Origin of the sequence: Aedoeadaptatus acetigenes (assembly GCF_025566985.1) — a bacterium.
GTDB lineage: Bacteria > Bacillota > Clostridia > Tissierellales > Peptoniphilaceae > Aedoeadaptatus > Aedoeadaptatus acetigenes.
Genome location: NZ_JAOQJD010000003.1, coordinates 152263 through 174132 on the forward strand (window position 1 = coordinate 152263; position 21870 = coordinate 174132).

25 protein-coding genes and 3 pseudogenes are annotated in these 21870 nt (G+C 48.6%); 11 read left to right on the forward strand and 17 right to left on the reverse strand.

From position 1 onward, the window contains the following. Position 1: 1 nt before the first annotated feature. From OCV31_RS02395 to OCV31_RS02415, 5 genes are read right to left on the reverse strand one after another with little or no spacing between them, the layout of a single operon-like run. Positions 2–544 (reverse strand): hypothetical protein, encoded by a 543-nt coding sequence (locus tag OCV31_RS02395; protein ID WP_148472283.1) that lies wholly within the window; start codon positions 542–544, stop codon positions 2–4. Continuing rightward, positions 531–1166 (reverse strand): ABC transporter ATP-binding protein, encoded by a 636-nt coding sequence (locus OCV31_RS02400; RefSeq protein WP_148472285.1) that lies wholly within the window; start codon positions 1164–1166, stop codon positions 531–533. Before OCV31_RS02400 ends, OCV31_RS02395 begins: the two co-directional genes overlap by 14 nt. Before the next feature lie 9 nt (positions 1167–1175). Next, positions 1176–1889: a hypothetical protein gene (locus OCV31_RS02405; RefSeq protein ID WP_148472287.1), complete on the reverse strand. Its 714-nt coding sequence runs from the start codon at positions 1887–1889 to the stop codon at positions 1176–1178. Further along, complete coding sequence (locus tag OCV31_RS02410) at positions 1873–2649, reverse strand: hypothetical protein (protein WP_148472289.1); 777 nt, start codon at positions 2647–2649, stop codon at positions 1873–1875. The genes OCV31_RS02405 and OCV31_RS02410 overlap by 17 nt, the downstream gene beginning before the upstream one ends. A gap of 59 nt (positions 2650–2708) precedes the next feature. Beyond that, complete coding sequence (locus tag OCV31_RS02415) at positions 2709–3140, reverse strand: hypothetical protein (RefSeq protein ID WP_148472291.1); 432 nt, start codon at positions 3138–3140, stop codon at positions 2709–2711. 258 nt (positions 3141–3398) lie between these two features. Here OCV31_RS02415 and OCV31_RS09740 point away from each other — a divergent pair. Beyond that, positions 3399–3485: pseudogene (locus tag OCV31_RS09740) on the forward strand (hypothetical protein); the annotation flags it as partial. Positions 3486–3587: 102 nt separating this feature from the next. Here the strand turns inward: OCV31_RS09740 and OCV31_RS02420 are convergent. The 6 genes and pseudogenes from OCV31_RS02420 to dnaX all read right to left on the reverse strand — a co-directional run bounded on the left by OCV31_RS02420 (position 3588) and on the right by dnaX (position 8579). Continuing rightward, positions 3588–4367 carry a copper amine oxidase N-terminal domain-containing protein gene (locus tag OCV31_RS02420; RefSeq protein WP_148472293.1) on the reverse strand — a complete coding sequence of 260 codons (780 nt, stop codon included), beginning with the start codon at positions 4365–4367 and terminating at the stop codon, positions 3588–3590. A gap of 298 nt (positions 4368–4665) precedes the next feature. After that, a pseudogene (locus OCV31_RS02425) lies at positions 4666–5343 on the reverse strand (ISL3 family transposase); the annotation flags it as partial. Positions 5344–5355: 12 nt separating this feature from the next. Continuing rightward, positions 5356–5940 (reverse strand): transposase family protein, encoded by a 585-nt coding sequence (locus tag OCV31_RS02430; protein WP_148472297.1) that lies wholly within the window; start codon positions 5938–5940, stop codon positions 5356–5358. 78 nt (positions 5941–6018) lie between these two features. After that, positions 6019–6618: a recombination mediator RecR gene (recR, locus tag OCV31_RS02435; RefSeq protein WP_148472299.1), complete on the reverse strand. Its 600-nt coding sequence runs from the start codon at positions 6616–6618 to the stop codon at positions 6019–6021. 2 nt (positions 6619–6620) lie between these two features. Beyond that, entirely contained in the window at positions 6621–6959 is a 339-nt protein-coding gene (locus OCV31_RS02440; protein ID WP_148472301.1) for a YbaB/EbfC family nucleoid-associated protein, read from the reverse strand. Positions 6960–6968: 9 nt separating this feature from the next. After that, a complete protein-coding gene (gene dnaX, locus OCV31_RS02445; RefSeq protein WP_267303755.1) occupies positions 6969–8579 on the reverse strand; it encodes a DNA polymerase III subunit gamma/tau in 1611 nt (536 codons plus the stop codon). 172 nt (positions 8580–8751) lie between these two features. Here dnaX and OCV31_RS02450 point away from each other — a divergent pair, with 172 nt between their 5' ends. From OCV31_RS02450 to OCV31_RS02480, 7 genes are all read left to right on the forward strand, one after another. Then, complete coding sequence (locus OCV31_RS02450) at positions 8752–9027, forward strand: hypothetical protein (protein ID WP_148472306.1); 276 nt, start codon at positions 8752–8754, stop codon at positions 9025–9027. A 135-nt stretch (positions 9028–9162) separates the two neighbouring features. Beyond that, positions 9163–10917, forward strand: a complete 1755-nt coding sequence (locus OCV31_RS02455; RefSeq protein ID WP_148472308.1) for a zinc ribbon domain-containing protein — start codon at positions 9163–9165, stop codon at positions 10915–10917. Between the two features lie 124 nt (positions 10918–11041). Beyond that, the gene (locus OCV31_RS02460; protein ID WP_267303756.1) at positions 11042–12358 is read left to right on the forward strand and encodes an aspartate kinase; all 1317 of its coding nucleotides are present in this window, start codon (positions 11042–11044) and stop codon (positions 12356–12358) included. Between the two features lie 161 nt (positions 12359–12519). Continuing rightward, the gene (locus OCV31_RS02465; protein WP_148472312.1) at positions 12520–12816 is read left to right on the forward strand and encodes a thiamine-binding protein; all 297 of its coding nucleotides are present in this window, start codon (positions 12520–12522) and stop codon (positions 12814–12816) included. Further along, positions 12791–13555: an ABC transporter permease gene (locus OCV31_RS02470; RefSeq protein ID WP_148472314.1), complete on the forward strand. Its 765-nt coding sequence runs from the start codon at positions 12791–12793 to the stop codon at positions 13553–13555. Before OCV31_RS02465 ends, OCV31_RS02470 begins: the two co-directional genes overlap by 26 nt. Positions 13556–13564: 9 nt before the next feature. Next, positions 13565–14563 (forward strand): ABC transporter substrate-binding protein, encoded by a 999-nt coding sequence (locus OCV31_RS02475; RefSeq protein WP_267303757.1) that lies wholly within the window; start codon positions 13565–13567, stop codon positions 14561–14563. Then, positions 14544–15296: an ABC transporter ATP-binding protein gene (locus OCV31_RS02480; protein ID WP_148472316.1), complete on the forward strand. Its 753-nt coding sequence runs from the start codon at positions 14544–14546 to the stop codon at positions 15294–15296. Before OCV31_RS02475 ends, OCV31_RS02480 begins: the two co-directional genes overlap by 20 nt. A gap of 147 nt (positions 15297–15443) precedes the next feature. Here the strand turns inward: OCV31_RS02480 and OCV31_RS02485 are convergent, their stop codons facing one another. Further along, positions 15444–16625, reverse strand: a complete 1182-nt coding sequence (locus OCV31_RS02485; RefSeq protein ID WP_148472319.1) for a hypothetical protein — start codon at positions 16623–16625, stop codon at positions 15444–15446. A 78-nt stretch (positions 16626–16703) separates the two neighbouring features. Then, positions 16704–17768, reverse strand: a complete 1065-nt coding sequence (locus OCV31_RS02490; RefSeq protein ID WP_267303758.1) for a C39 family peptidase — start codon at positions 17766–17768, stop codon at positions 16704–16706. Positions 17769–18109: 341 nt separating this feature from the next. Here OCV31_RS02490 and OCV31_RS02495 point away from each other — a divergent pair, with 341 nt between their 5' ends. Continuing rightward, entirely contained in the window at positions 18110–18268 is a 159-nt protein-coding gene (locus OCV31_RS02495; RefSeq protein ID WP_267303759.1) for a hypothetical protein, read from the forward strand. 21 nt (positions 18269–18289) lie between these two features. On the opposite strand, the gene OCV31_RS02500 is transcribed toward OCV31_RS02495, so the two are convergent. From OCV31_RS02500 to OCV31_RS02505, 3 genes and pseudogenes are all read right to left on the reverse strand, one after another. Beyond that, positions 18290–19726 (reverse strand): S-layer homology domain-containing protein, encoded by a 1437-nt coding sequence (locus tag OCV31_RS02500; protein ID WP_267303760.1) that lies wholly within the window; start codon positions 19724–19726, stop codon positions 18290–18292. A gap of 66 nt (positions 19727–19792) precedes the next feature. Further along, positions 19793–19870: pseudogene (locus OCV31_RS09745) on the reverse strand (YSIRK-type signal peptide-containing protein); the annotation flags it as partial. A 138-nt stretch (positions 19871–20008) separates the two neighbouring features. Then, complete coding sequence (locus OCV31_RS02505; protein ID WP_267303761.1) at positions 20009–20167, reverse strand: hypothetical protein; 159 nt, start codon at positions 20165–20167, stop codon at positions 20009–20011. A 48-nt stretch (positions 20168–20215) separates the two neighbouring features. Between OCV31_RS02505 and OCV31_RS02510 the strand changes: the two genes are divergently transcribed. Both OCV31_RS02510 and OCV31_RS02515 read left to right on the forward strand, forming a co-directional pair. Continuing rightward, the gene (locus OCV31_RS02510) at positions 20216–20800 is read left to right on the forward strand and encodes a helix-turn-helix domain-containing protein (RefSeq protein ID WP_267303762.1); all 585 of its coding nucleotides are present in this window, start codon (positions 20216–20218) and stop codon (positions 20798–20800) included. Then, positions 20767–21642, forward strand: coding sequence for an IS3 family transposase (locus OCV31_RS02515; RefSeq protein WP_267303763.1), 876 nt, complete (start codon positions 20767–20769; stop codon positions 21640–21642). Before OCV31_RS02510 ends, OCV31_RS02515 begins: the two co-directional genes overlap by 34 nt. Before the next feature lie 123 nt (positions 21643–21765). Here OCV31_RS02515 and OCV31_RS09750 read toward each other — a convergent pair. Then, the coding region (locus OCV31_RS09750; protein WP_148472326.1) for a transposase at positions 21766–21870 on the reverse strand (105 nt) is incomplete at its 5' end.

A 21870-nucleotide genomic window follows, 5' to 3' on the forward strand; every position in this document is an offset into this window, starting at 1 on the left:
TTTATTTGTTATTTTTTAGAATATCATCTAAATCCATTTTTATACAGCTAATGGTTTCTTTCTTATGAATATTAAAATCGGGACTAACGAAGGCGTACAGATCCCTCGGGCGATTATGCTCGCGAAGAAATTGAATCATTTCTTTTTCTATGTGCAAAACTAGATCGAATGTGGCGGTATCTCCCTTTATATCGTAGGGATCCGAAAAATAACACATACCGACGTGTTGATCATAAAGCTTAAAGCGGTAGGCCGTCGCTAAATCACTTACGTTGGTTTGTACTGTCATCTTAATCAGCACATTTTCATTTGGATCCAGCTCGCTATCTTCTAAATACTTGGCGTCCTGCGTTGGCTCGCAGTTTAGTAAGGTGAAAAACTTGCCTTCCCCTAAATCTACGGATTCGCCAATTTTGTGCATGGTGTAAATGGAATTCTCTTTTGGCACATTGATGGGTAAATTGATGTAGACGATCCGCACTACAGCCGAAAGAGCAAGCAGGAGCAGGGCAATTTTTATTCCTTTCGCACTATTCTTCCCCATACAATCTCCCTTCGCTCATCTTAAAACGCATGTCACACAGTTGACGCAAGTCTTCCTTCTTGTGAGATACCACGACCACCGTTCGCCCCGCCCTCTTTAATTCACTTAAAAGAGCGTAAAAGCGTTCCACGGAATCTTCATCCAAAGCATTGGTCGGCTCGTCCAGCAAAACAAGCGGCTGCTTCTCCATAAGGGCTTGAACGATGGCAAGCTTTTGGTTCATCCCCAAGGAATAGGTATTTACTTTGTTGTCTATGTAATGATCCATGTCAAAGTAATAGATTAGCCTTTTTGCCTCGCTGTCATCAAAGGGGCCACGAACCTCTCCTAATAGACGAAGGTTCTCCCAACCCGTTAAATTTCCGTAGAAAGCTACTTTTTCGATAACGACACCAATGTTGAACCCCGGCGCTTTGCCGTAGACGCACTTCTCCCCGTTCACAAAAATAGCACCCGAATCTACGTCCATCAGTCCGGCGATGGCACGTAAGAGCATGGTTTTTCCTGACCCGTTTACACCGTAAACACCGTAGATTTTTCCCTGCTCCAGTTCCAGAGAAATGTTCTCTAAAATAATCTTCCCTTTAATCCTTTTGCTGACATTTTGTAACGATACGATCATAGGTCTCTCCTAATCCAAAAAATCTATCTTCTTCACCCTCAGACTCACAAGAAAAGTAAGCATCCCAATGGCAAATAACAATCCGCAGCTTTTTATCGTTGTGTAGGTCATCGCCCCACCCGGTATAAGTAAAAATTTCGATAAATAAAATTGATGATAATTGTAAGTAAATAGCCCGACAACACGGGTTAATACCGAGGTACGATAGCTGTTAAAGGTAAAGAAAGCCAAGACAAAAATCGTGCCTAAAAATTCGTTTCTCACCCATACGTTAAACATACAGCTCAACAAGCCGATAGCCGAAAGACTCAAAATCAATTGCGCCGCCTGCATCAGCCCGAAGAGAGCGGCGGAAGCATAATGTCCGTTAAAAAAGCCCTGCACATAGCCCGCTACCATAAAAAGAAAGACGGATGTGATGCTCATAAGAAAGGCCGGAAATAAAATTTTCAAAAGATGATACTGCAAAATCACGTAACGACTCTTGTAGCGAACCGCTGTCAAACTGTTGTATTCATAAGCGAGAAAAAGAGTGCTTATCAAAAAGAAAGTTCCAATCTCTCCCGCTACTTTTTTATAGTCTTCCAACGCGTAGAGACCGGCCCCTTCAAAATCGGTAAAAAACTGCCGCCCTAAAAAAGCCACGAAGATCAAGTAGATAGCTATTAAGAAGATCTTATTCTCTCTCCCGTTTCGCCGCAGTTCATTAAATGCTGTCTTCACGATTCCGACTCCTTATGAAAAGTAGGCACGCAGGTATGGAAAGACACAGAAAAATCAAGCTGAAAATAAAAGTTTGTTCCGTCATATAGACTGTAGGAAAAAACATAGAGACAGTGTAAATTTTATCTGCAAATCGTGCATTTACAGTCCAGAGCAAGAAAAAAGCCGCAAAGGGAAGAATGTTCTCAAAATAACGCCTGCGACTGACCATGCTTACGGCGAGGGTCAGGAGAGAAAAGAACGCACACCAGAGCGCATACAAGAAATAAAACATCAGGTTGATCATATAGGGATTGGACGTATAGAGAAATCCGCTACGGTAGCTTATGGCGTGAAAATAAATATCCTGAGCATAAGGAAAGGGATAGACGAGAGCCATTAGCAGATCGTGAAAAACGAGGGGGAGGAGCCCGGTCAGGACACCCAAAATGACGGTGACCGCAACAGTATTTTTTATGTATGATTTTCTGCCCATGCGACTGATCAGTAGGCTGTCCATGTTTTTTCTCCGATCACCGCTGTAGATGGCGGATGCCGTAAAGGGAGCGAAAAAAATCAAAAACGTATAGTATATGTTTGCCCCCACGCCGAAATAATTTAGAAGCATAAGATTGTTGGACAGATTGTCGTCGTATAGTCCCTCATTACTCTTTCCTATAATTTGGATTGCGAATAAGACAGCAGTATATAAAAAGACAACCAGAATACGCTTATCTTTTAAATAGCGAGAGAGTTGATTGTGTATGTACGATTTATTCATAAGATCCTCCGAAAAAAAATTGCCAAATCCTTTGCCCTAATTAAATATATTTAACCTTACTAATATCCGGAGGTATTGTTGGGGCTCCAAACGCCACTGGCGGATACTTGACTCCCGTCACCGCTTTCAACGGCTAATTGAATCATACTACCAATCGGCGCATCATTACTCAAATATTTAATATCGCCGTTAGATACTCTGTATTTTCTACAATTGGTACCGGGAATCCAAATCCTGATTCCCACGGAAGGTCTGCCACAGCTTTTCACACGTACATAAGCTGCCGTTTTATTGGTCTTTTTTCGTGCCGCCGTATAGGAGTTAGTGTTGCCGGATCGTAATGTAAAACTCCATGCTGTATCTTTGGTATTCCCACCGACCGCCCGCGTATCATAAACCGGCGTCTCCGCTTTTACGAAATCATTCGACACAAATGCTTCACTATACGATGCTGCTTGTGCCATATGAGGTATCATCATTACACCAAGCAAGGCGACATATCCTAATTTGCTACCTGGTTTTCTTTCCCTCTTTACACTAACTCGTCACCGCCCCACCTCTACATTATTCATTGTATCTGCTGACTTTTTATCCGTCAATATAATTGATATCGATTTTTTATTTCCTTCCCATAACAGACCTCTTTCTCATGAACAGGAAGATGGTACTAAACTTCATGGGCGTACAAGAAAGCGCCGGCATCCCGACGCTTTTCATTACTTGTTCGCCTTTAAGGCTTCGGCGTCGCCGTAAAGATGGGCGCCACGAAAGCCGACTTCGACGCCACCGTGGCCATTCACCCCACCAGCGCGGAAGAAATGGTCACTATGCGCTAATTTACAAAAACAAAACGCTTCTACCAAATGGGGTAGAGGCGTTTTTTCTTGAAATTGGAAATCCCATCGGCATTTTCGCCGACAGGATTCTTCCTCTATTTATTATTTTCCTACGCGGACCGTCATCAAGATGTCGTCGATGCGGTCGTGGGCTTTTTCGAATTTTTCCTTCAGGTCTTTGTCTTGAATCATCGCCGGTTCGCCTCGGAAATCCGCGCCGTAGTAGACGCCGTCTTTATAGGCGAGGATGACGGGCCAATTATACCACTCCGCCTTCGGATTGTTGACCTTCGATAGATCAAAGAGAAAGCCGTCGCCGCCCTTTTCTTCATTGGACTTTTCGTAGAAGCAGAGGCTTTTGCCTTCGAGCTTGTAAGTGATCTCCACATCCTTGGGCAGCACGAAGGACATGTTCACGTCTTTCACATAGATGCGCTCACCGGCCGGCGCATCCTTTTGGGGATAGCTTCCCACGGTGACGACGCGCACCTTCGGCATCCACTTGACGGGAAGCCCCGTGGCTTCGCCTAAGTAGCGAGCGGGAATAAAGGTGCGATTTTTTTCCAGATAAGGTGCCACGTCCATGACCAATTCCTTGCCGCCCAGGCGGTAAGCTTTCTCTCCGATGGTCATGATCACGGAAGAATCACCCTTCGTCAGGGTCACTTCCCCTTTATCTCCGTTCCATGCCACGGTGTAGCCCAACTCTTCGGTCACCGCACGCAGGGGCAGGAAGGTGCGATTGTGGCGAATGGTGGGTGCCGCCTCTTCAGTAAAAAGCTCCCGGCCGTTGACGTAAATCGCGATGGGATCCGGCCCCTTCGCCAGGGCCGCCGAGGGAAGGAGCAGGAAACAGAGTAACAATGTGGCTAACTTTTTCATAAATACCTCCTTCGATCATCCGTAGATGATTGCATTTTATCTTACACTCACGTCATCTCTTGCTTCCACTGAGGATTTAGAAAAAAATATCTTTAATCCATGGGACACAGCAGAAGAATTTGTGCTTTCCTACTTTTATTATACCCCCCCCGACAGTTTTTCAATGTTTTTACGGAGCAAGAACATCCATGGCTCTCGGCCGATGAAATTTTTCCGCACAATAAAAAAAGGTTCTATGTCAACCATTGGGGAGTCTAGTGAAAACTAGGCTCCTTTTTGTTTTCCTAAAAGCCATCCATCACCGATCTTTTGAACAAACGAAGAGTAATTTGGTTCGAAAATGATGAAAGTTTTGCATCCCAAAGGCCACACGCTTCACCGTCTTGATCTTGTTGTGTGTTCCTTCCACGTAGCCGTTACTCCACGGGTAATCAAAGCTGTTGGTAATCTCCTCGAACCAGTTGTTGTAGGCGCGCAAGCAGTAACGCCATTCCTTTTGCCCGCCTTTCTTTGCCTCTTCCATCCACTTTGAAAGAGCGGTGGCGGCGGTTTCTTTGTCGTTCTGAGAAAGGACGTAGGTGTAAAAGCCTTCTTTTAAGATGTAGGCGGTTCGAATGGCGTCGCTCTTTTCGAGCATGGTGGCGACGAGACCTTTTTCCGCCTCTGTAAGGTCTTTAGCCGGCTTTTTCAGTAGACTGCGGCTTCGTTTAAACCATTTTCTCTCCGTTGCCGTCATCCGTTTCTGCTCCCGCTTCCTTACGTTTTCCAAGGCCCAATGGACTTGGCGGATGAAATGGTAGCGGTCAATGACATGGGTACTTTGTGGAAAGAAAGCCTCTTTCACGCCTTTAAAGGTGCCGCACATATCGCTGACAAAGATCTCGACGCCGCGTCGTTCCGCTCGATCAATGGAAGAGAAATAAGCGGCTAAATCCTTGCCGTAGCGCGTCGGAAGGATATCGATGATTCGATGGGCCTCTCCATCGGCCTAGGTGGTTTGGTACTTGCTTCCGCCGCTATCGCCCTTAAACTCGTCGATGCAAAAGACGCGAGGCAGCCGTTGACGGGGCACAAACAGACAAGCCACAATACGGAAAATGCTCGTCGTTGAGATCCCCACTTCCCGCGCCAACTCCGACACAGAACGAATATCCCGAAAAGCATCCACCACATAAGCAATTAAACGCTTTGTCATCTGCTTGCCCTTGGCGGCAAAGGAAAGAGGTGCCTCAAAGCGCGCCCCGCAATCCTTGCAATCATACCGTGTCTTCTTAACCCGCAGAAGCACGTGCTTTCGGCGCATCGGTGCGTCCCGAAGCACTTGCTCCCGGTGATCGTGGACCCAAGCGTGGGTCGAGCCACAGTGAGGACAAACCCGATCATGAACGGGTTTGCAGTCAATGGTAATGAGCCGTCTTTCTTCTAAAACAGTGGTAACCTCGACGTCTTGGATTCCTAAAAGTAATGTGGTAATATTGTTTTGCACTTGTTTGACCCCCTTTATTATGTTGTGGTGATTTAATTTTAGGCGATAGGGAAAACAAGTGCTATCTTTTTGCACAAAAATATCCATTGAGGAGCTTACTCCCCAATGGATATTATAGAGCCCAAAAAAACAAGCCCCCTTGAGAGACTTGTTCACAGTGCTTCTTTACTTTTCCCTGTAATCCGTGCGATGAGCAAGAGCCGTGGCCACGGTGAGCTCATCGTAATACTCCAAATCGCCGCCGACGGGAATGCCGTGGGCGATGCGGGTAATGTGAATGTCCACATCGGCCAAGGTGCGGGTAATGTAGCGGGCGGTCATGTCGCCGTCTTTCGTGGGATTGGTGGCGAGGATCAGCTCTTTAATTGGCTCGTGCTTCAGCCGCTCCAAAAGCTCTTTGATTCGAAGCTTTTGGGGCACAATGCCCCGCTCCGGCACGATGACGCCGTGCAGCACGTGGTACAGGCCGTTATACTTGCCCGTGGCCTCCATGACCTGCACGTCTTGGGGCCGCTCCACCACGCAGATCACCGTGCGGTCCCTGTGCTCGCTTTTACAAATGCTGCAGGGATCGGAATCGGTGTAATCGTGGCAGATGCTGCACTCTCTGATTTTCTCGCGAGCTTCCTGAATGGCCATGGCCAATTGCTCCGCCTCTTCCTGCGGAGAATCCAGCAAAAAGTAGCTGAGGCGCCTGGCGGTCTTCGTGCCGATCCCCGGCAGCCGACTCAGGCGATAGATCAGCTCTTCCAGGGGCTTGTCCATGATTAAAACAGACCCGGCATATTGAGGCCGCCGGTCAAGCGGGACATTTCCCCTTCCGTCTTTTCTCTGGCGCTCGCCATTGCCTCGCGAATGGCGGCGAGAATTAAGTCTTCCAAGGTTTCCACGTCTTCGGGATCCACCACGTCGGGATCGATGGACAGGCGCAAGAGCTCTTGCTTGCCGTTTACGACCGCGGAAACGACGCCGCCGCCTGCCGTAGCTTCAAATTCCTGTTTATCCAGGTCCGCCTGCATTTTTTCCATGTCTTTTTGAAACTTTTGTACCTGTTTCATCATATTGTTCATATTTTTTCCGCCCATATTGGGAAATCCCTTCGCCATAGTGCCTCCTTATTCTTTTTCAATGGTTACGTCTTTAAATACGCGCTCGATGGACTGAAGGACATCGTCGTCCGCATCGCCGATGGCTTCCACCGCCACCGTCGTCTCCGGCCCGAGCGCTTCCTTCACACCTTCGGCCAGGGCCTTTACATTGGCCTCTTTTTTCAGCATCTGTAAATGGAAAGAAAACTTCGGCTGATATAAAATGGTGAGCCGATTTCCCTCCATCTTCGCGCTTTGTGCGTCTTTCAACAGGGCCGCGCAGGCCACGCTTTTCTCGCGAACTGCCGACTGCACCCCTTGCCACTGATCCGGCGCAAGGGCCGTCTTGTCGCCTTCGATTATATCACGGTCTCGGGCTTCACTCAAAGTCTGCTGCCCTTCGGATGCCTCCGGAATCGTTTCGGCGTCTTTTGTTTTTTCTTCAATTGACGATGCAACCGCTGCCGCCTCTTCCCGCGGCTCTTCGGCTTTTTTTACCGGCACTTTTTTTCGCGGGGCCGCGTCCAAGGACACGATTTCGTCACCGAGAAGGGAACCCGCCCCTTTCAAGTGAAGGGCTTTCAATAGTAGAATTTCCACCACAGTCTTGGGATCCTTGGCGTAGCGAAACTGCTCCCGCCCCTGTTGAAAGAGCTGAAGGACCTGAAAACCGTAGCCCTCGTCCAGATTTTTTGCGTGGGCTTCAAAGGCCGCCTCCTCGCTTTCGCTGAGCCCCTTGGGAACTTCCCGGGTGTAGCCGTAAAACAAAAGGTCCCGGAAGTAGTCGATGAGGGCATCGAGAAGAAGGGAAAAATTCTTCCCGCGGTCGTGGGCCCTGTTTAATGCATCGACGATAAGGGCGCCGTCTCCTGTAAAGAGGCCGTCCACAATCCGAAAAATCCCCTCTTCTTCCGTAAGGCCCAAGGCGTCTCGCACAAGCTCCCCGTCCACGACGCCACCGTCCATGGAAAGGACCTGATCCAAAATGGAGAGGCTGTCCCGCATGCTGCCGTCGCTGTGGGCGGCGATCACCGCCAGGCCTTCGTCGGTGTAGCTTCTCTTCTCCAAATCCAAAATCCGGGCGAGCTCCCCTTGAATGGCTTCTTCCTTTAAGCGAAAGAAAGTAAAGCGTTGGGCCCGGGACAAAATCGTGGCGGGAATTTTTTCCGGCTCCGTCGTGGCCAAAATAAAGAGGGCGTGGGCCGGGGGCTCTTCCAAAATTTTCAACAGGGCGTTAAAGGCCCCCTTGCTGAGCATGTGGACCTCGTCGATAATGTAGACTTTTTTCTTCGCCACCGCCGGCGCATAGGCCACGTGCTCGCGAATCTCCCGTATGTCGTCCACGGAATTGTTGCTGGCCGCGTCGATTTCCATGACATCGAAGAGGCTTTCTTCTAAAATCCCGCGGCAGACCTTGCATTCGTTGCAGGGATTGGCCCCCACAGGGGAGAGGCAGTTCACGGCGCGGGCGAAAATTTTCGCCACCGACGTCTTGCCTGTGCCCCGGGTGCCGGAGAAAATATAGGCGTGGTGAACGCGGTTTTCTTTTATTTGATTTTTCAGTGCGGTAATGGTCATCTCTTGGCCGACGACGTCTTCGAATGTCTTGGGCCGATACCTTCTGTACAGTGCTTGCATAATCGCCTCCGGCTAATAGTATACATGAAAAGCGAGCTGCGAGAAATCTTTTCCCTTAGTCCTTTCTTAGTTTGGATCCGAAAATTTTGACCAATCCTTCACGATTCTATCACATGGGGCGGTTATACTAAGGCTACATCAATGATATGAATCTTTTAGGAGGTATTTCGAAATGAAAAACTTAAAGAAAATCGCTAGCGCTATGGCAGTAGGTACCCTTATGTTCGGTCTCGTTGCTTGCCAACCCAAAGCTGATGAAGCTCAAAACGCTGCAAACAACGCTGCTAACGCTGCTAACAACGCTGCTGCTGAAGCTAACAACGCTCAAAACGAAGCTGCTAACAAAGCTGAAAACGCTGCTAAAGCTAACGCTGCTGCTGACAACGCTCAAGCTGCTGCTAACAACGCTGAAGCTTCCGCTGACAAGGCTGAAAACGCCGCTAAGTAATCGACGATTCGATTTTAAGAAAAGCTCCGGTTTTTCCGGAGTTTTTTTTATGACTTCATTTTTGTGACTTCATTCTGTAATCAACCGAATCTATGTTATAATTTGGTAAAACAGATGAAGAAGGAGGACGATCCATTGTATTGTTTTCAATGTGGCGAAGAACTGGTCAAAGGCGCGAAGTTTTGTCACGTCTGCGGTGCCAATCAGGAAGAAGCGCGAAAACTCTTCGAGAAAAATTTTAAAGACGCCTCGCCTGCACCGAAAGCCGGTTTGGATCATCCCGCTTCCGGTGGCGACACGAAAGTCGCCTACTCCTCCGATCCGGAAGACGGCGAAGCCTTAAAAAATTACTTAAATAAAGTGGATACCCACGTGGGCATGAGTATTCAAAAACACGAAACCCTCTCCGGCGCGCGCCCGAAGCCGAAAAAAGAAAAGCCGAAGAAAAAAGCGGCAAACGCCCATGTCGAAGCTGCGCCTTCTGCCGCGGCCGATTCGAAAAAAGCCGATACGCGGCCTCAGCCCGCTCAGCCTACGGAAAAAAAGAAAAAGAAGAGCTTTTCCGCTATTTGGAACAGCTTTATCGACGAGGAAGACAATCCCTACTCCGTCTTCGGCGAAATGGCCGATCGCCTGGAGCGGAATCAAAAGATGTTGGACGATTCCGAGGCCGATCGCCTGCGCGTGTCTCAGGACATGGACGGTATGGATCAGGAAACCTTCGCCCAAACCGGCGACGTGTCCTCTTTAAACAAAAAGGTCAACGAAATTTTAGACGCACAGGAAAGAGAAAACGAGGAAAAAATGACCTCGAAAGGCGTCCTCTCTTCCTTCTTCTCGAAAAATAAAAAATCCGAAGACACCACGGCGAAAAAAGAAAGCCCCGCGTCGGCAACGGAAAAGGCGCCTGAGAAAGAAACCATCTCCCCCGCCGATGCCTTCGATGGGAAGGAGCCGAAGAAGGACGCCCTCATCGAGACGAAGGAGGTCGTCGCAGAAAAAGAAAGCGCCGATGATACCTTGATTCAAGCCGCCGATTCCTTCGCCGATACGAAATCCGTAACCACGCCCGTCGAGAAAGACGTGCCGGCAGCTTTCGAATCAGAGGCAATTTCTGAAAAAGTAGCCCGCAAGCAGGCGAAAAAAGAAGCCAAGGCGGCGGCCAAGGCTCAAAAGGCGGCAAAAAGAGCGGCGGCATCCGACGAGAAAAAGGAAAATCCTTTCACTTCCTTCTTTGCCGGTTTGAAAAAAGAAAAATCCGACGTGAAAAAGGCGGAAAAACCCGCCGAGGAAAAGCAACACCATCAAATCAGCGAGCTTTCCGACAATACCTACGTCTTAAAAGCCTACGACCGACTCTCTCGCGGGCGGGACCGCGTCATGGCAAAGGGCAAACAAGGGGTCTACGGCCTTTTAGGCATCGGCCTTATCATCAGTACCCTACCGATTTTCTTTGCCTTCGGAAGAATCGGCATTCTGGCCGTTATCTTTGCTGTGTTAAAAGCGCTGATCGATCTGTTCCGCTTTTTCTTCGCAAACAATGTGGCCCGCACCAACAGTTGCGTGGAAGATAATTTGCGGGAACGTACCGTGGACAATCTCTTCCACTGGATCCTGTACCTGATCCCGTCGGCCATCGTGTTTTTCGTCCTGCCCGCCTCTACGGCCATGGGGCGCACGGTTTTGGGTGCGGTGACGCCCCATTTCCTCATGAGCATCCTGCTCTATGTGTGGGTTATGTTTTTGGCCTATTCTTCGGCCCATTCCATCTTGCCGAAAGAAAACAGCCGCGATTTTCTCGCCTGGTACGGCATTATCTTCGTAAGCATCGACTTGATCTCCAAACTCTTTTGGATCATCGCCATCTTTCTTACGTCCACATTCGCGTAAAACGGAACCGCTTCGGCGGTTCTTTTTTCTTTCTCCCGTCTGTTACCGCTTTTTCACGGAAAAGCACTTGTTTCGATGAAGAAAAAATCTTACAATAGGATAAGATTACCTAAAGGAGGAAATTATGCCCATCGTATGTAAATTCGGCGGTTCATCCCTCGCCAATAGTGAACAGTTTAAAAAAGTTAAAGATATTATCGAAAGCGATGAAAACCGCCTCTATGTCATCCCTTCGGCGCCGGGAAAGGCCCGAAACGGCGATCAAAAGGTGACGGATCTGTTGATTCTTCTTTACAACATGGCCGTGCACAAGCTATCGCCCAACGAAGTCATGAGCATGATCGAAGCCCGCTACCGCGAAATCTTAGACGGTATCGGCATCGAATTCGATTTGAAGGCGGAGCTTGACACGATTTTGAGCACCATTACCTCCGGCAAGGTGAGTAAATCCTACGTTCTCTCCCGAGGCGAATACTTAAACGGAAAAATTTTGGCCGCTTACTTGGGCTACGATTTCGTCGACGCCGCCACGGTGATTCGCTTCGACGAAAACGGCCAATGGGACGAAGAAGCCAGCTATCGCGCTCTGGAAGAAATGAAAGAAGAACACGCCTCTGCCGTGATCCCCGGTTTCTACGGCTCCACGCCTTCCGGTAAAATCATCACTTTCAGCCGCGGCGGCAGCGACCTTTCCGGCGCCATCGTGGCCCGAGGTGTCGGCGCCGATCTCTACGAAAACTGGACCGACGTCTCCGGCCTTCTCGCCGTGGATCCTTCCATCGTGCCCCATCCGCGAAAGATCAAAAAGATCACCTATGAAGAGCTTCGCGAGCTCTCTTACAGCGGCGCCAAGGTCATGCACGACGAGGCAATGTTTCCGGTCATCGAAAAAAATATTCCCGTGGTGATCCGAAACACCAATGCCAAAGATGAAGACGGCTCCTACATCGTGGCCAATGTGCCCGACGATATGGAAGGCGAAAACATTACGGGGATCGCCTGCAGAAAGGGCTTCGACGTCATCAATATCGAAAAATTCCGCATGAATCGGGATCTGGCCTTTCACAGAAAAGTTCTTTCCGTCCTGGAAGCCAACGACATTTATCTGGAACACATGCCCTCTTCCATCGACTCCATCTCCCTGGTCATCGCCAGCAAATATCTGAAAAATAAAACCGATCAGCTCATCGCCGAGCTTCAAACCTTTACCAATGCCGATCGCATTACCGTGGACCACAACATCGCCCTGATCACCATCGTCGGTCGCAACATGAAAAACCGCGTCGGCACCAGCGCCCACATTTTCGGCGCCTTGGCCGGGGCCAATGTCAATATCCGCGTCATCATCCAAGGGGCCAGCGAAATGAACATTATCGTCGGCGTCCTGGACGAAGAGGCGGACAAATCCATCGAAGCGATTTATAACGCCACTTTCTCATAAAAACTTTTCGAATCTCTCAAAATCGGGTATACTCTAACTGTATAGGGGTGCTCACAGCTGAGAGAGAATTACTCAACCCATTGAACTTGTACAGGTAATGCTGTAAAAGGATCGAGCCGATGCACCCCGTGCGTCGGCTTTTTTTGTGAAAGGAGAAAGAAATGAAAGCAAGTATGGCCATTCAAGTATTGCCGACGGTAGACGGCGGCATCAAAGAAGTTGTTCGCATCGTCGACGAGGTTATCAAAGTAATCGACGAAAGCGGTTTAAATTACGTGGTGGCCCCCTTCGAAACCACGGTAGAAGGCGATTCCATGGACGAAATCATCGACCTGCTCCGCAAATGCCAAGCCAAGGTGCTGGAAGAAGGCGCCGAATCCGTCATGTGCTATGTCAAATTAAATCACGGAAAAGAATCCATTTTATCCATCGATGAAAAAATCGACAAATATCAGTAAACTCTTCAGAGGGAGCATCCTCATCGTCGCCCTGCTCGTCCTGTGGCAGTTCTTGAGCACGTCGGGCCTTTTGCCCGCCTACCTGCTCCCCTCGCCTGTACAGGTCATCAAGGCCTTTGTGAAGGACTTCCCTCTGTTGGTCGTTCATTCAAAAGTCACGTTGCTTGAGGCCGCCATGGGCCTTTTCTTCGGCATCGTCTCGGGCTTTCTCTGCGCCTTTTTAATGGATCGCTCGGCCTTCTTGAAGGACGCCCTCTATCCCCTCTTGGTCCTCACGCAAACGGTGCCCACCGTGGCCATCGCGCCCCTTTTGGTTCTCTGGATGGGCTACGGCATGACGCCGAAGGTGGTCCTGATCGTCATCGTCACCTTCTTTCCCATGGCCGTCAATCTCTACGAGGGCTTCGCCTCGGCGGATGTGGACGAAATGCGCCTTTTGCGCGCCATGGGCGCGGGCAAGCGGGAAATCTTTTCTTATGTGAAGCTTCCCAATGCCCTGGACGGCTTTTTCTCCGCCTTGAAAATCTCCGCCTCCTACTCCGTGGTAGGGGCGGTCATCGCCGAATGGCTCGGCGGCTTCCAAGGCCTCGGTGTCTACATGACCCGGGTGAAAAACGCATACAGCTACGACCGCATGTTTGCCGTGATCTTTTTGATCTCGTTTTTAAGCTTAATCCTCATGGGCCTGGTGAATCTCTTTCAAAGAGAAGCCATGCCCTGGAAACAATTGAATCGTTAGGAGCATACTATGAAACGTTACATGAAACGCTTGTTGCCCGTCCTTTTGGCCGTCTTTATGCTGGCCGGCTGTTCCTCCGGCGGCGGTAAAAAAGCCGACGGAGACAAACAAAAAGTACGCCTGGTCCTGGACTGGACCCCGAACACGAACCACACGGGAATTTACGTGGCCAAGGAAAAAGGCTTCCTCGACGAAGCCGGCATCGATCTCGAAATCATGCAACCGCCGGAAGGCGGCGCGGAAGGCCTGGTAGCCAACGGCGGCGGCGAATTCGGCGTCTCCTTCCAAGACACCATCGCCGCATCCTGGGCCAAAGAAGAACCCCTTCCCGTTACCGCTGTGGCAGCCATGGTGCAACACAACACCTCCGGCCTTTTGAGTGCGAAAGATAAAGGCATCGACTCCATGGGCAAACTCACCGGCCACACCTACGCCACCTGGAACATGCCCATCGAACTTGCCATGATTAAAACCATGGTGGAAGACGACGGCGGCGATTTCTCCAAGGTCAACCTTCTTCCCTCCAATGTTACCGACATCGTGGCCGCATTAAACAGCAATGTGGACGCCGTGTGGGTCTACTACGGTTGGGACGGCATTAAAACCAAGGTCGAAGGCCTGGAAACCAACTACATTCCCTTTATCGAATCCCACCCGGAATTCGACTACTACAGCCCCATTTTAATCGCCAACAACGACTTCCTGAAAAACGATCCGGACACGGCGAAAAAAGCCCTGGCCGCCATTTCCAAAGGCTACGAATACGCCGCCGAACATCCGGAAGAAGCCGCCGAAATTTTAGTGAAGGCCTCCCCGGAATTGGATAAGAAAATGATCGACGAAAGCCAAGCGTACCTTTCCAAACAATACATTGCCGATGCGAAACAATTCGGCATCATCGACAGCAATCGCTGGAACGCTTTCTACGGCTGGCTCTGGGAAAATAAATTAATCGATCGGGAAATTCCGAAAGATTTCGGTTTCAGCAATGACTACCTCCCCCAATAAGCCCCTCTTAAAGGGCGAAGGCATTTGCCGCCGCTTCGGCGAGAAAGTCGTGCTGGACGAAGTGAATCTTTCCGTGAACAGGGGAAAAGTCGTGTCCCTTTTGGGCCAAAGCGGCAGCGGGAAAACCACCCTCTTTAACATTTTGGCGGGGCTGGACGTTCCCGACGCGGGCACGGTGCATCTCCTGGACGAAGACGTCACCGGCGAGCCGGGCCATGTGGCCTACATGCTGCAAAAGGACTTGCTCCTTCGCCATTTAAAGATCATCGACAATGTTTCCCTTCCCCTGCGCCTTTCGGGCAAGAGCAAAGAAGAAGCCCGGGCTGCGGCCGACGGCTACTTTAAGGAATTCGGCCTGGAAGGCACCCAGTACAGCTACCCCGGCGCATTGAGCGGCGGCATGGCCCAGCGGGCGGCCTTTTTAAGGACCTTTCTCTTCTCGAAGGACCTGGTGCTCCTGGACGAGCCCTTCTCCCGCTTAGACGCCATTACAAAGGCGTCCATGCAGGATTGGTACCTGGCCATTAAGGACAAATACGCCCTTACCACCATCCTCATTACCCACGACATCGACGAAGCCCTGCGCATGAGCGATGTGATTCACGTCCTGTCCCCGAAAAAGAAATCCATCGCCTACACCTACGAGGTGCCGGAAGGGGACCGCAAGGAATTTGAAGTCTCCCGCGATTATTTGGACGCGAAGAAGGCCATTCAGGAAGCCATTATGGCTTAAAAGACTTCCGAAGACTCAGTTAAATGAATACGAAAGGCTCTTTCCCATCGAAAGGATGAGAAAGAGCCTTTTTTCTGTCTGTTTTATTTCTAAAGCATCCATGGATTAAAATCCGGCGGGCCGTTTCAGGTGCATGTAGGCGGCGAACTACTTCTCCACCCTTCCCCAATACAAATAACTCTTGTCCCCGTCTTCTTCCACGAAAGACAAAATGCCGTCGTTGCTGAAAAAGAACGAGCGCAGATTTTCTTGTCTTGTAGAAATTTTCTTTGCCCTCATCTCGGAAAGATCTACGAAGTCGAGGCTCATATCCCCGTCAATAAAGAGGCGGCCGTCCTCCAAAATTCTCGATTCGCGAAGAAAATTCGAATAGTCGTAGCCCGGCAAGACATAGGGCCGATACCCGTCGTCCTCTTTTTTGTAGAGGGTGCAGCGATCTTTTTCCGGATCTCCCTCGGGATTCGGCGCGTTCAAATTGACGATGAGGTCGGGATCTCCCGCCAAATATCTTGAAAGCCTCGTAATAAAAGGGATCTCGTAGAGGATATGTTTCTCTCTGTCCAGCAAATAGGATCCCTTGGCTTCGGTGACATTTTCCGAATAATCGTCCAGTTCCTGAAATCCCACGGTATTTCCCATGCCGTAGAAATTCGTAAACAGATGCCCTTCTTTCACTTTTTCGTCTTTTCCTAAAGTAAAGGCCGCATTTAAAATTTCATCTGCCTTCTCCCCGCCGTATTCTATAAAGTACATGGCGTTTTCCAATTTATTTTCGCCGAGCACTTTTTCCAAACTGACGTAAAAGCCCGCTTTTTCGGCAAAGGCGGCGATTCGGTCGAAATCCGAAAGGGCCACTCGTTTCACCTTTCCGTCGGGATGAACCTCGACGTAATCCACACCGGCATCCGTATTGGATCCGATAAAATAAAACGTCCCATCCACCACTTTTTCGGCGTCCATGTATTTATAGGCGCGCTCCAATTCCACATCGTGACCCTCACCGGTCTTGAGATCGGTGATTCGGATGTTTTTAAACGCTTCCAAAGTGGGATCGCTGATGTCTTGGTATAAAATCTCCTCTTTCGGATCGAATCCGAAAACTGAGCCCTCGGAAATCTCTTTTTTCGAAAAACCCTCCTTGATCTCGTCCAAGGAAAGGACGGTAAACTCCATCGTCTTCGGCTCTTTTAAATTGTCGGAAAGCACCTTCGTCTCCCGAGCCGAATTTTCCAATCCCTTTTCCGCTCCCGAGTTCCCCTGAGGCACGGCCTCTTTTCTCCCACAGGCAAGCAAGCAAAGCAATATACACACAATGGCAAATTTCTTCATGGCCTTCTCCTTTCCTTTATTATCCTTTCCTACGACGATCTGTCCTATAAATTAAAAAAGGGGATCGCTCCCCTTTCTTTAATGAATGATTTGCTGTCTAAAGTGCTTTTGATTTGCCCGATACAAATCGTGCGCCGGATAGACCTTTGTGCCGCTGAATTTATAATGGGGATCCGTCACCTGAACTTCGTTCGGTACCGAGCCAAATCGATAGCCGCTTACATTTAAAATGTGGCCCGTCGTATGATACTCGAATGAATCGATACCATCGGTTGAGATATCCAGCACCGCGGGTCTGTTGTTATCAATGGAGTTCACGACGATCCGATGCCAGTTATCGAAACTGCCGATGCTCGATAAAACATAGCCGGACTTCACGTAATCGCGCAAAAACTGTTTGACGCGGGAAAAATCAGTCCCTTGGAAAGTAGTGCCTAAAAAGCCGGCAATTTGTTTTTGCGTATACCTCTCTCCGTTAAAATAATCGTCCAATTGCTTCACCGTAGCCACACCACCGTAATACGTGGTTTCTTGCTTTCTCACCGGCACATTTCTGACATTTTGATAGATCTTGCCGGCTTCAAAGCTCCCTCGCTCTTCAGAGAAAGGCCTCGACGTCTTTTCATCCGTTGATGGAACTTTGCCGGTCTTATTATATTCTTCTTCCGCTTTTTCACTGGCTTTTAAGGCTGCTTGATAACGGAGATCTTTCACTTGATTCGCAATCTCTTTTTCTTTTCTTTCCTTCTCTAATCTTTCCCCTTCATGCATCTTTGGCCACAAGACAGCTCCGTCCTCAAGGGTAAGATCGCCGGTATTTCCCTTCCGCACTTGCTGCATCAGTTCATATTCGCTTTCTTCCATCTCTTTTCTTTCCGCTTCGGAAACTTCGGGCCACAGAACGGCCCCATCCTCAAGGGTAAGATCGCCGGTATTTCCCTTTCGAACCTGCTGCATCAGTTCATATTCTTTTTCTTCCATCTCTTTTCTTTCCGCTTCGGAAACCTCGGGCCACAGAACGGCTCCGTTCTCGAGGGTGAGATCACCGGTGTTTCCGCCGGGTAGCGTGGAAGAATCCGCTGCATACACGAGGCTTGAACACAGGAGCACTACAGATAGACCAATCGTCAGTATTCGTTTCATCATCCTACCTCCTTACTTTAAATCTGATTTCAGATATTCTTATTCCTTTTATTGTATTCAATATACCATTCTAAGCATCGTTACGCAATAGCGATTTTCCCGTAAATGACCTCATTCCGAAGGGATATAAAAAAACCTCCCCGATTTTTCTGTCGAAGAGGTCTCTTTTTCGTTTAACTAATCTAATTGGCGTTTTAAATTCAGCATCATTTGGGTGGCCTCTTCTCGGCTCGCCGTGCCCTTGGGATCAAAGATATTTCCGTTCTTGCCGTGTAGAATCCCCCGCGTCTTAAATTTGCCACGGCAGGCCGATAGACGAGCTATTCTTCCGCTTGGTTGCCATGACAAGGGCATTGTATTTGCCCATTAAAGAAAAGTACGCTCTTACCAGCATCCTCATTGCCCACGACATCGACGATGCCCTGCGCATGAGCCATGTGATTCACGCCCCCCGAAAAGAAATCTATCGCTTACACGCACAGGATTCCGGAAGAAGTTAAAAGAAAAGATTCTGTGGGATTTTACTTGTGCGCGGCCAATGCATCAAGCATGGCTTGATAATTGTTTGCCGCCATGAGGATTTGGACATATGCCCAGTGATTTTCACTGACGTCCTTAAAGGAATTGAAGTTCCCTCTAATCTTCATCAGATCTTGCTTGCTCATATTCCTGCCGTCGTAACGATTCAGAATCGTCACGGCTTCAGCTCTCGTAATGGCTCCGTCGGGCTTAAAGGTGCCGTCGGGGTAGCCGATAATTCGGCCGTTGCCGAAGGCTTGATTAATAGCAGCTTCAAAAGGATGACCCTTTACATCGGCGAAAGGCGCGATGCGATCCGTCTTTTTGTCGATGCCGGCCAATGCCCGGGCAAATTCAGCTCGCGTGATGGGCTCGTTGGGACGGAAGTTTCCGTTTTTATCCGCCAACATTAAATCATTTTTCACCATGGCGTTGATCACTTCGTTGTACCAACTGCTGTCCGTGTCTTTGAAATCGGGTTTGGCCTTGTTGCTCGTATCCAAACCGGCCAGAGAGGCGATCATGGACGCCGCCTCGGCGCGACTGATCTTTCCTTCCGGGCGGAAGCTGTTATCGCCGTAGCCGAAAATAAATGCCTGATGCTTTACTTTCGGTGCCTCAGGCGTACTCGGCGTTCCCGGATTTTCCGCAGCCGTCACTGCAACCATATCTCCGTTTTCAAAATACGTGTCATTTGCAAATTTTACATAGACGATAGGTTTAATATATTTGGCATTTTCGGGTAGCTTCGTGATTTCGATTTCATAGCCGCCGGCTACTTGTTTTACCGTGTAATCATCCCGAGGCACTTCCTGCTTCTTATATTTCGGCGTCGCCGACGTGCTTGTATCCACCCTCGTCGATGGACTGCTTACTGCCTTGGGTTTCCCTTCTTCAAAATCCTTCTGTGTCACATAATTCAGCTTAAAGAAAGCTTCTTCATTCTCGCCGATCTTTCCGGCCCCTGCAAGATTCGACTGAATTTCAATCTTATTGTCCTTTAATGCCACATACTTTTTATTATTGTGGGGGTTGAGCTGATCTCGCGCCCCCAGCACCTTATAATTGACGAGAGCTTTTTTCGTATAATCCCTGAAGAGGCCGGATTTCTTTCCATTAACCTTTTTATAAGGGACACTTTCAATAAATTTCAATTCCTCTTCCGTAATTTTTTCTTTGCCTAATAAAGTCTTCGCTTTTTCAACGGCGCCCTTGACTTCATCTTTCACGCCCGGCTGAAATTCAATGGAATCGCTGTTAAGAACCTTCTCTTCCACTGTTTTCATGTACCTTTGAAGTTCGTCCTTGGCCTGTCTAACCCTTTCGGCAAATTCCACATTGGTCTTGTCCGCTTTGGAATTTTTCTCTTTCGCTTGCTCGCGTTCAAGGCGACTTATACTTTGGTTCCCGACAAGCGCCGGCTTTTGATTCGCATCCATTGCCCTATTCGTTCCGGAGCCGGAGGCGGCATAGGAGGACCCCGGTAAAAATCCTGCAATTAAGGTAAAGCCTAAAAGGCATGAGACGAAACCGACAGACAATTTTCGCATTCCGTAACGAGGTCGTTGCTCTTTTTGTTTCATATTTTCTCCTTCATTATAAATTCCATGGCCCCTTTGTCCGCATCAAATCTATGTATTTTTCCATAGCAGACCTAATCCAAAGTTGTCATGAGCAAAGTGATCTTCTAATTCGAAATTATATCACGCTGATATTAATTATCAACTGTTGTTTTTATATTTCTTCTCTTTTCCTTTATTTTTGCTTTCTGCTGCCTTTTTATTCTTATGTTCTAGCTCATTTAAATTATTTCTTCCGCGCGGCTTTTTGATGGCTCTTTCAAAGTAAAGAAAAAGCCTCTGCAGTCGTTTCTCATGCACTGACCCCCAAAAGTTGGACCAAGAAATCCAACCTTTGGGGGTCTTTTAATGGCAAAATACAGTTATGAATTTAAAAGGAAAATTGTTGAGGAATACTTGGGCCGCAAAGCAGGTTATAAAACTCTGGCTATGAAATATCAAATTGACCATTCGCAGATCAGACGCTGGGTGAACAATTACAAACAATTTGGCGATGAAGGGTTAATGCGCTCTAGAAATAATCGTGCGTACAGTGTAGAGTTTAAGTTAGAAGCCATTACACGCTACGAAACGAGCGAATGCAGTTACCAACAATTGGCCCTTGAACTCGGTTTAACTAATCCATCCATGATCGTTAACTGGCGGAGACAGTATCGAGAGAAGGGCATTGAGGGGCTGCGATCACACAAGCGAGGGAGACCTGTGACGAAGAAAGACGACCGCAATCAAGCACCAAATCCTTCAAAGTCGAGTGAAGATCTTGATGCTTCCACACGGGAGGCATTGGAAAATCGCATCAAAGAATTAGAAGCTGAGAATCGGAAACTTACCATTCAAAAGATGTTCTGGGAGCAATTAAGGAGTTTGGAGAGGGAAGAAGCAATGAAGAAAAGGCGAAGATCGTCGCCAAACTCCGAGAACAATTCCAACTAACGAAGATCCTCGCCGCCATCAACTTTCCCAAATCCACCTTTATGTACTGGCAGAAAAAGTGGAGTGAAGAAGACAAAGACCAAGCCTTGAAAGACGAGATCCTGGCCATACGGCGCGAACACAAAGACTACGGCTATCGAAGGATCCATCTGGAGCTGAAGAACCGGGGATGGGCGGCAAATAAAAAGAAAGTTCAGCGACTGGTTCAGGTCACGGGCCTTCAAGTCCGCTCCTATGGCAGGAAATACAAGAAGTACAACTCCTACAAAGGCGTTGTCGGTAAAATCAAGAAGAATCGAATCAACCGTCGCTTCAATACCTCTGTCCCTTACCAGAAAATTACCACCGACACCACGGAATTCAAATACTACATCGAAGACAAAGCGGGGAAACTTCAAACAAAGAAACTCTACCTCGATCCGTACATGGACATGTACAATCTGGAAATCATCAGATACGTCCTCTCCGACCAACCCAACGGCGTCACCATGCTACAAGGCTTAGAGGAAGCCATCGAACGAACCAACGGCTGCCCCTACCGGCGCACCTTCCACTCCGACCGTGGGTGGAGCTACCAAATGACCGCCTATCAAGCCATGTTGGAAGAACACCACATCTTTCAAAGCATGTCCAGAAAAGGCAACTGCTACGACAACGCACCCATGGAAAACTTCTTCAGTGTTTTGAAAAGAGAAATCTACGACGGTTACGTCTACCGAAGCCGACAAGAACTCGTTCGGGCCATCGAAAATTTCATCCGCTACTACAACAACGATCGAATCAAAGAAAAGCTAGGAGGCCTGAGTCCGAAAGAGTACCGTGAACGCATGCAATCCGCATAGAACGAATGTTATGTAAAACAAAATCGAGCAAGCGAAATGCTTACTCGATTAAGTGGTTCTATGTCAACCATTGGGGAGTCTAGTGAAAACTAGGCTCCTTTTTGTTTTCCTAAAAGCCATTCATCACCGGTCTTTTGAACAGACGAAAAGCAGTTTGGTTCGGAAATGATGAAAGTTACGCATCCCAAAAGCGACGCGCTTCACGGTCTTGATCTTGTTGTGCGTTCC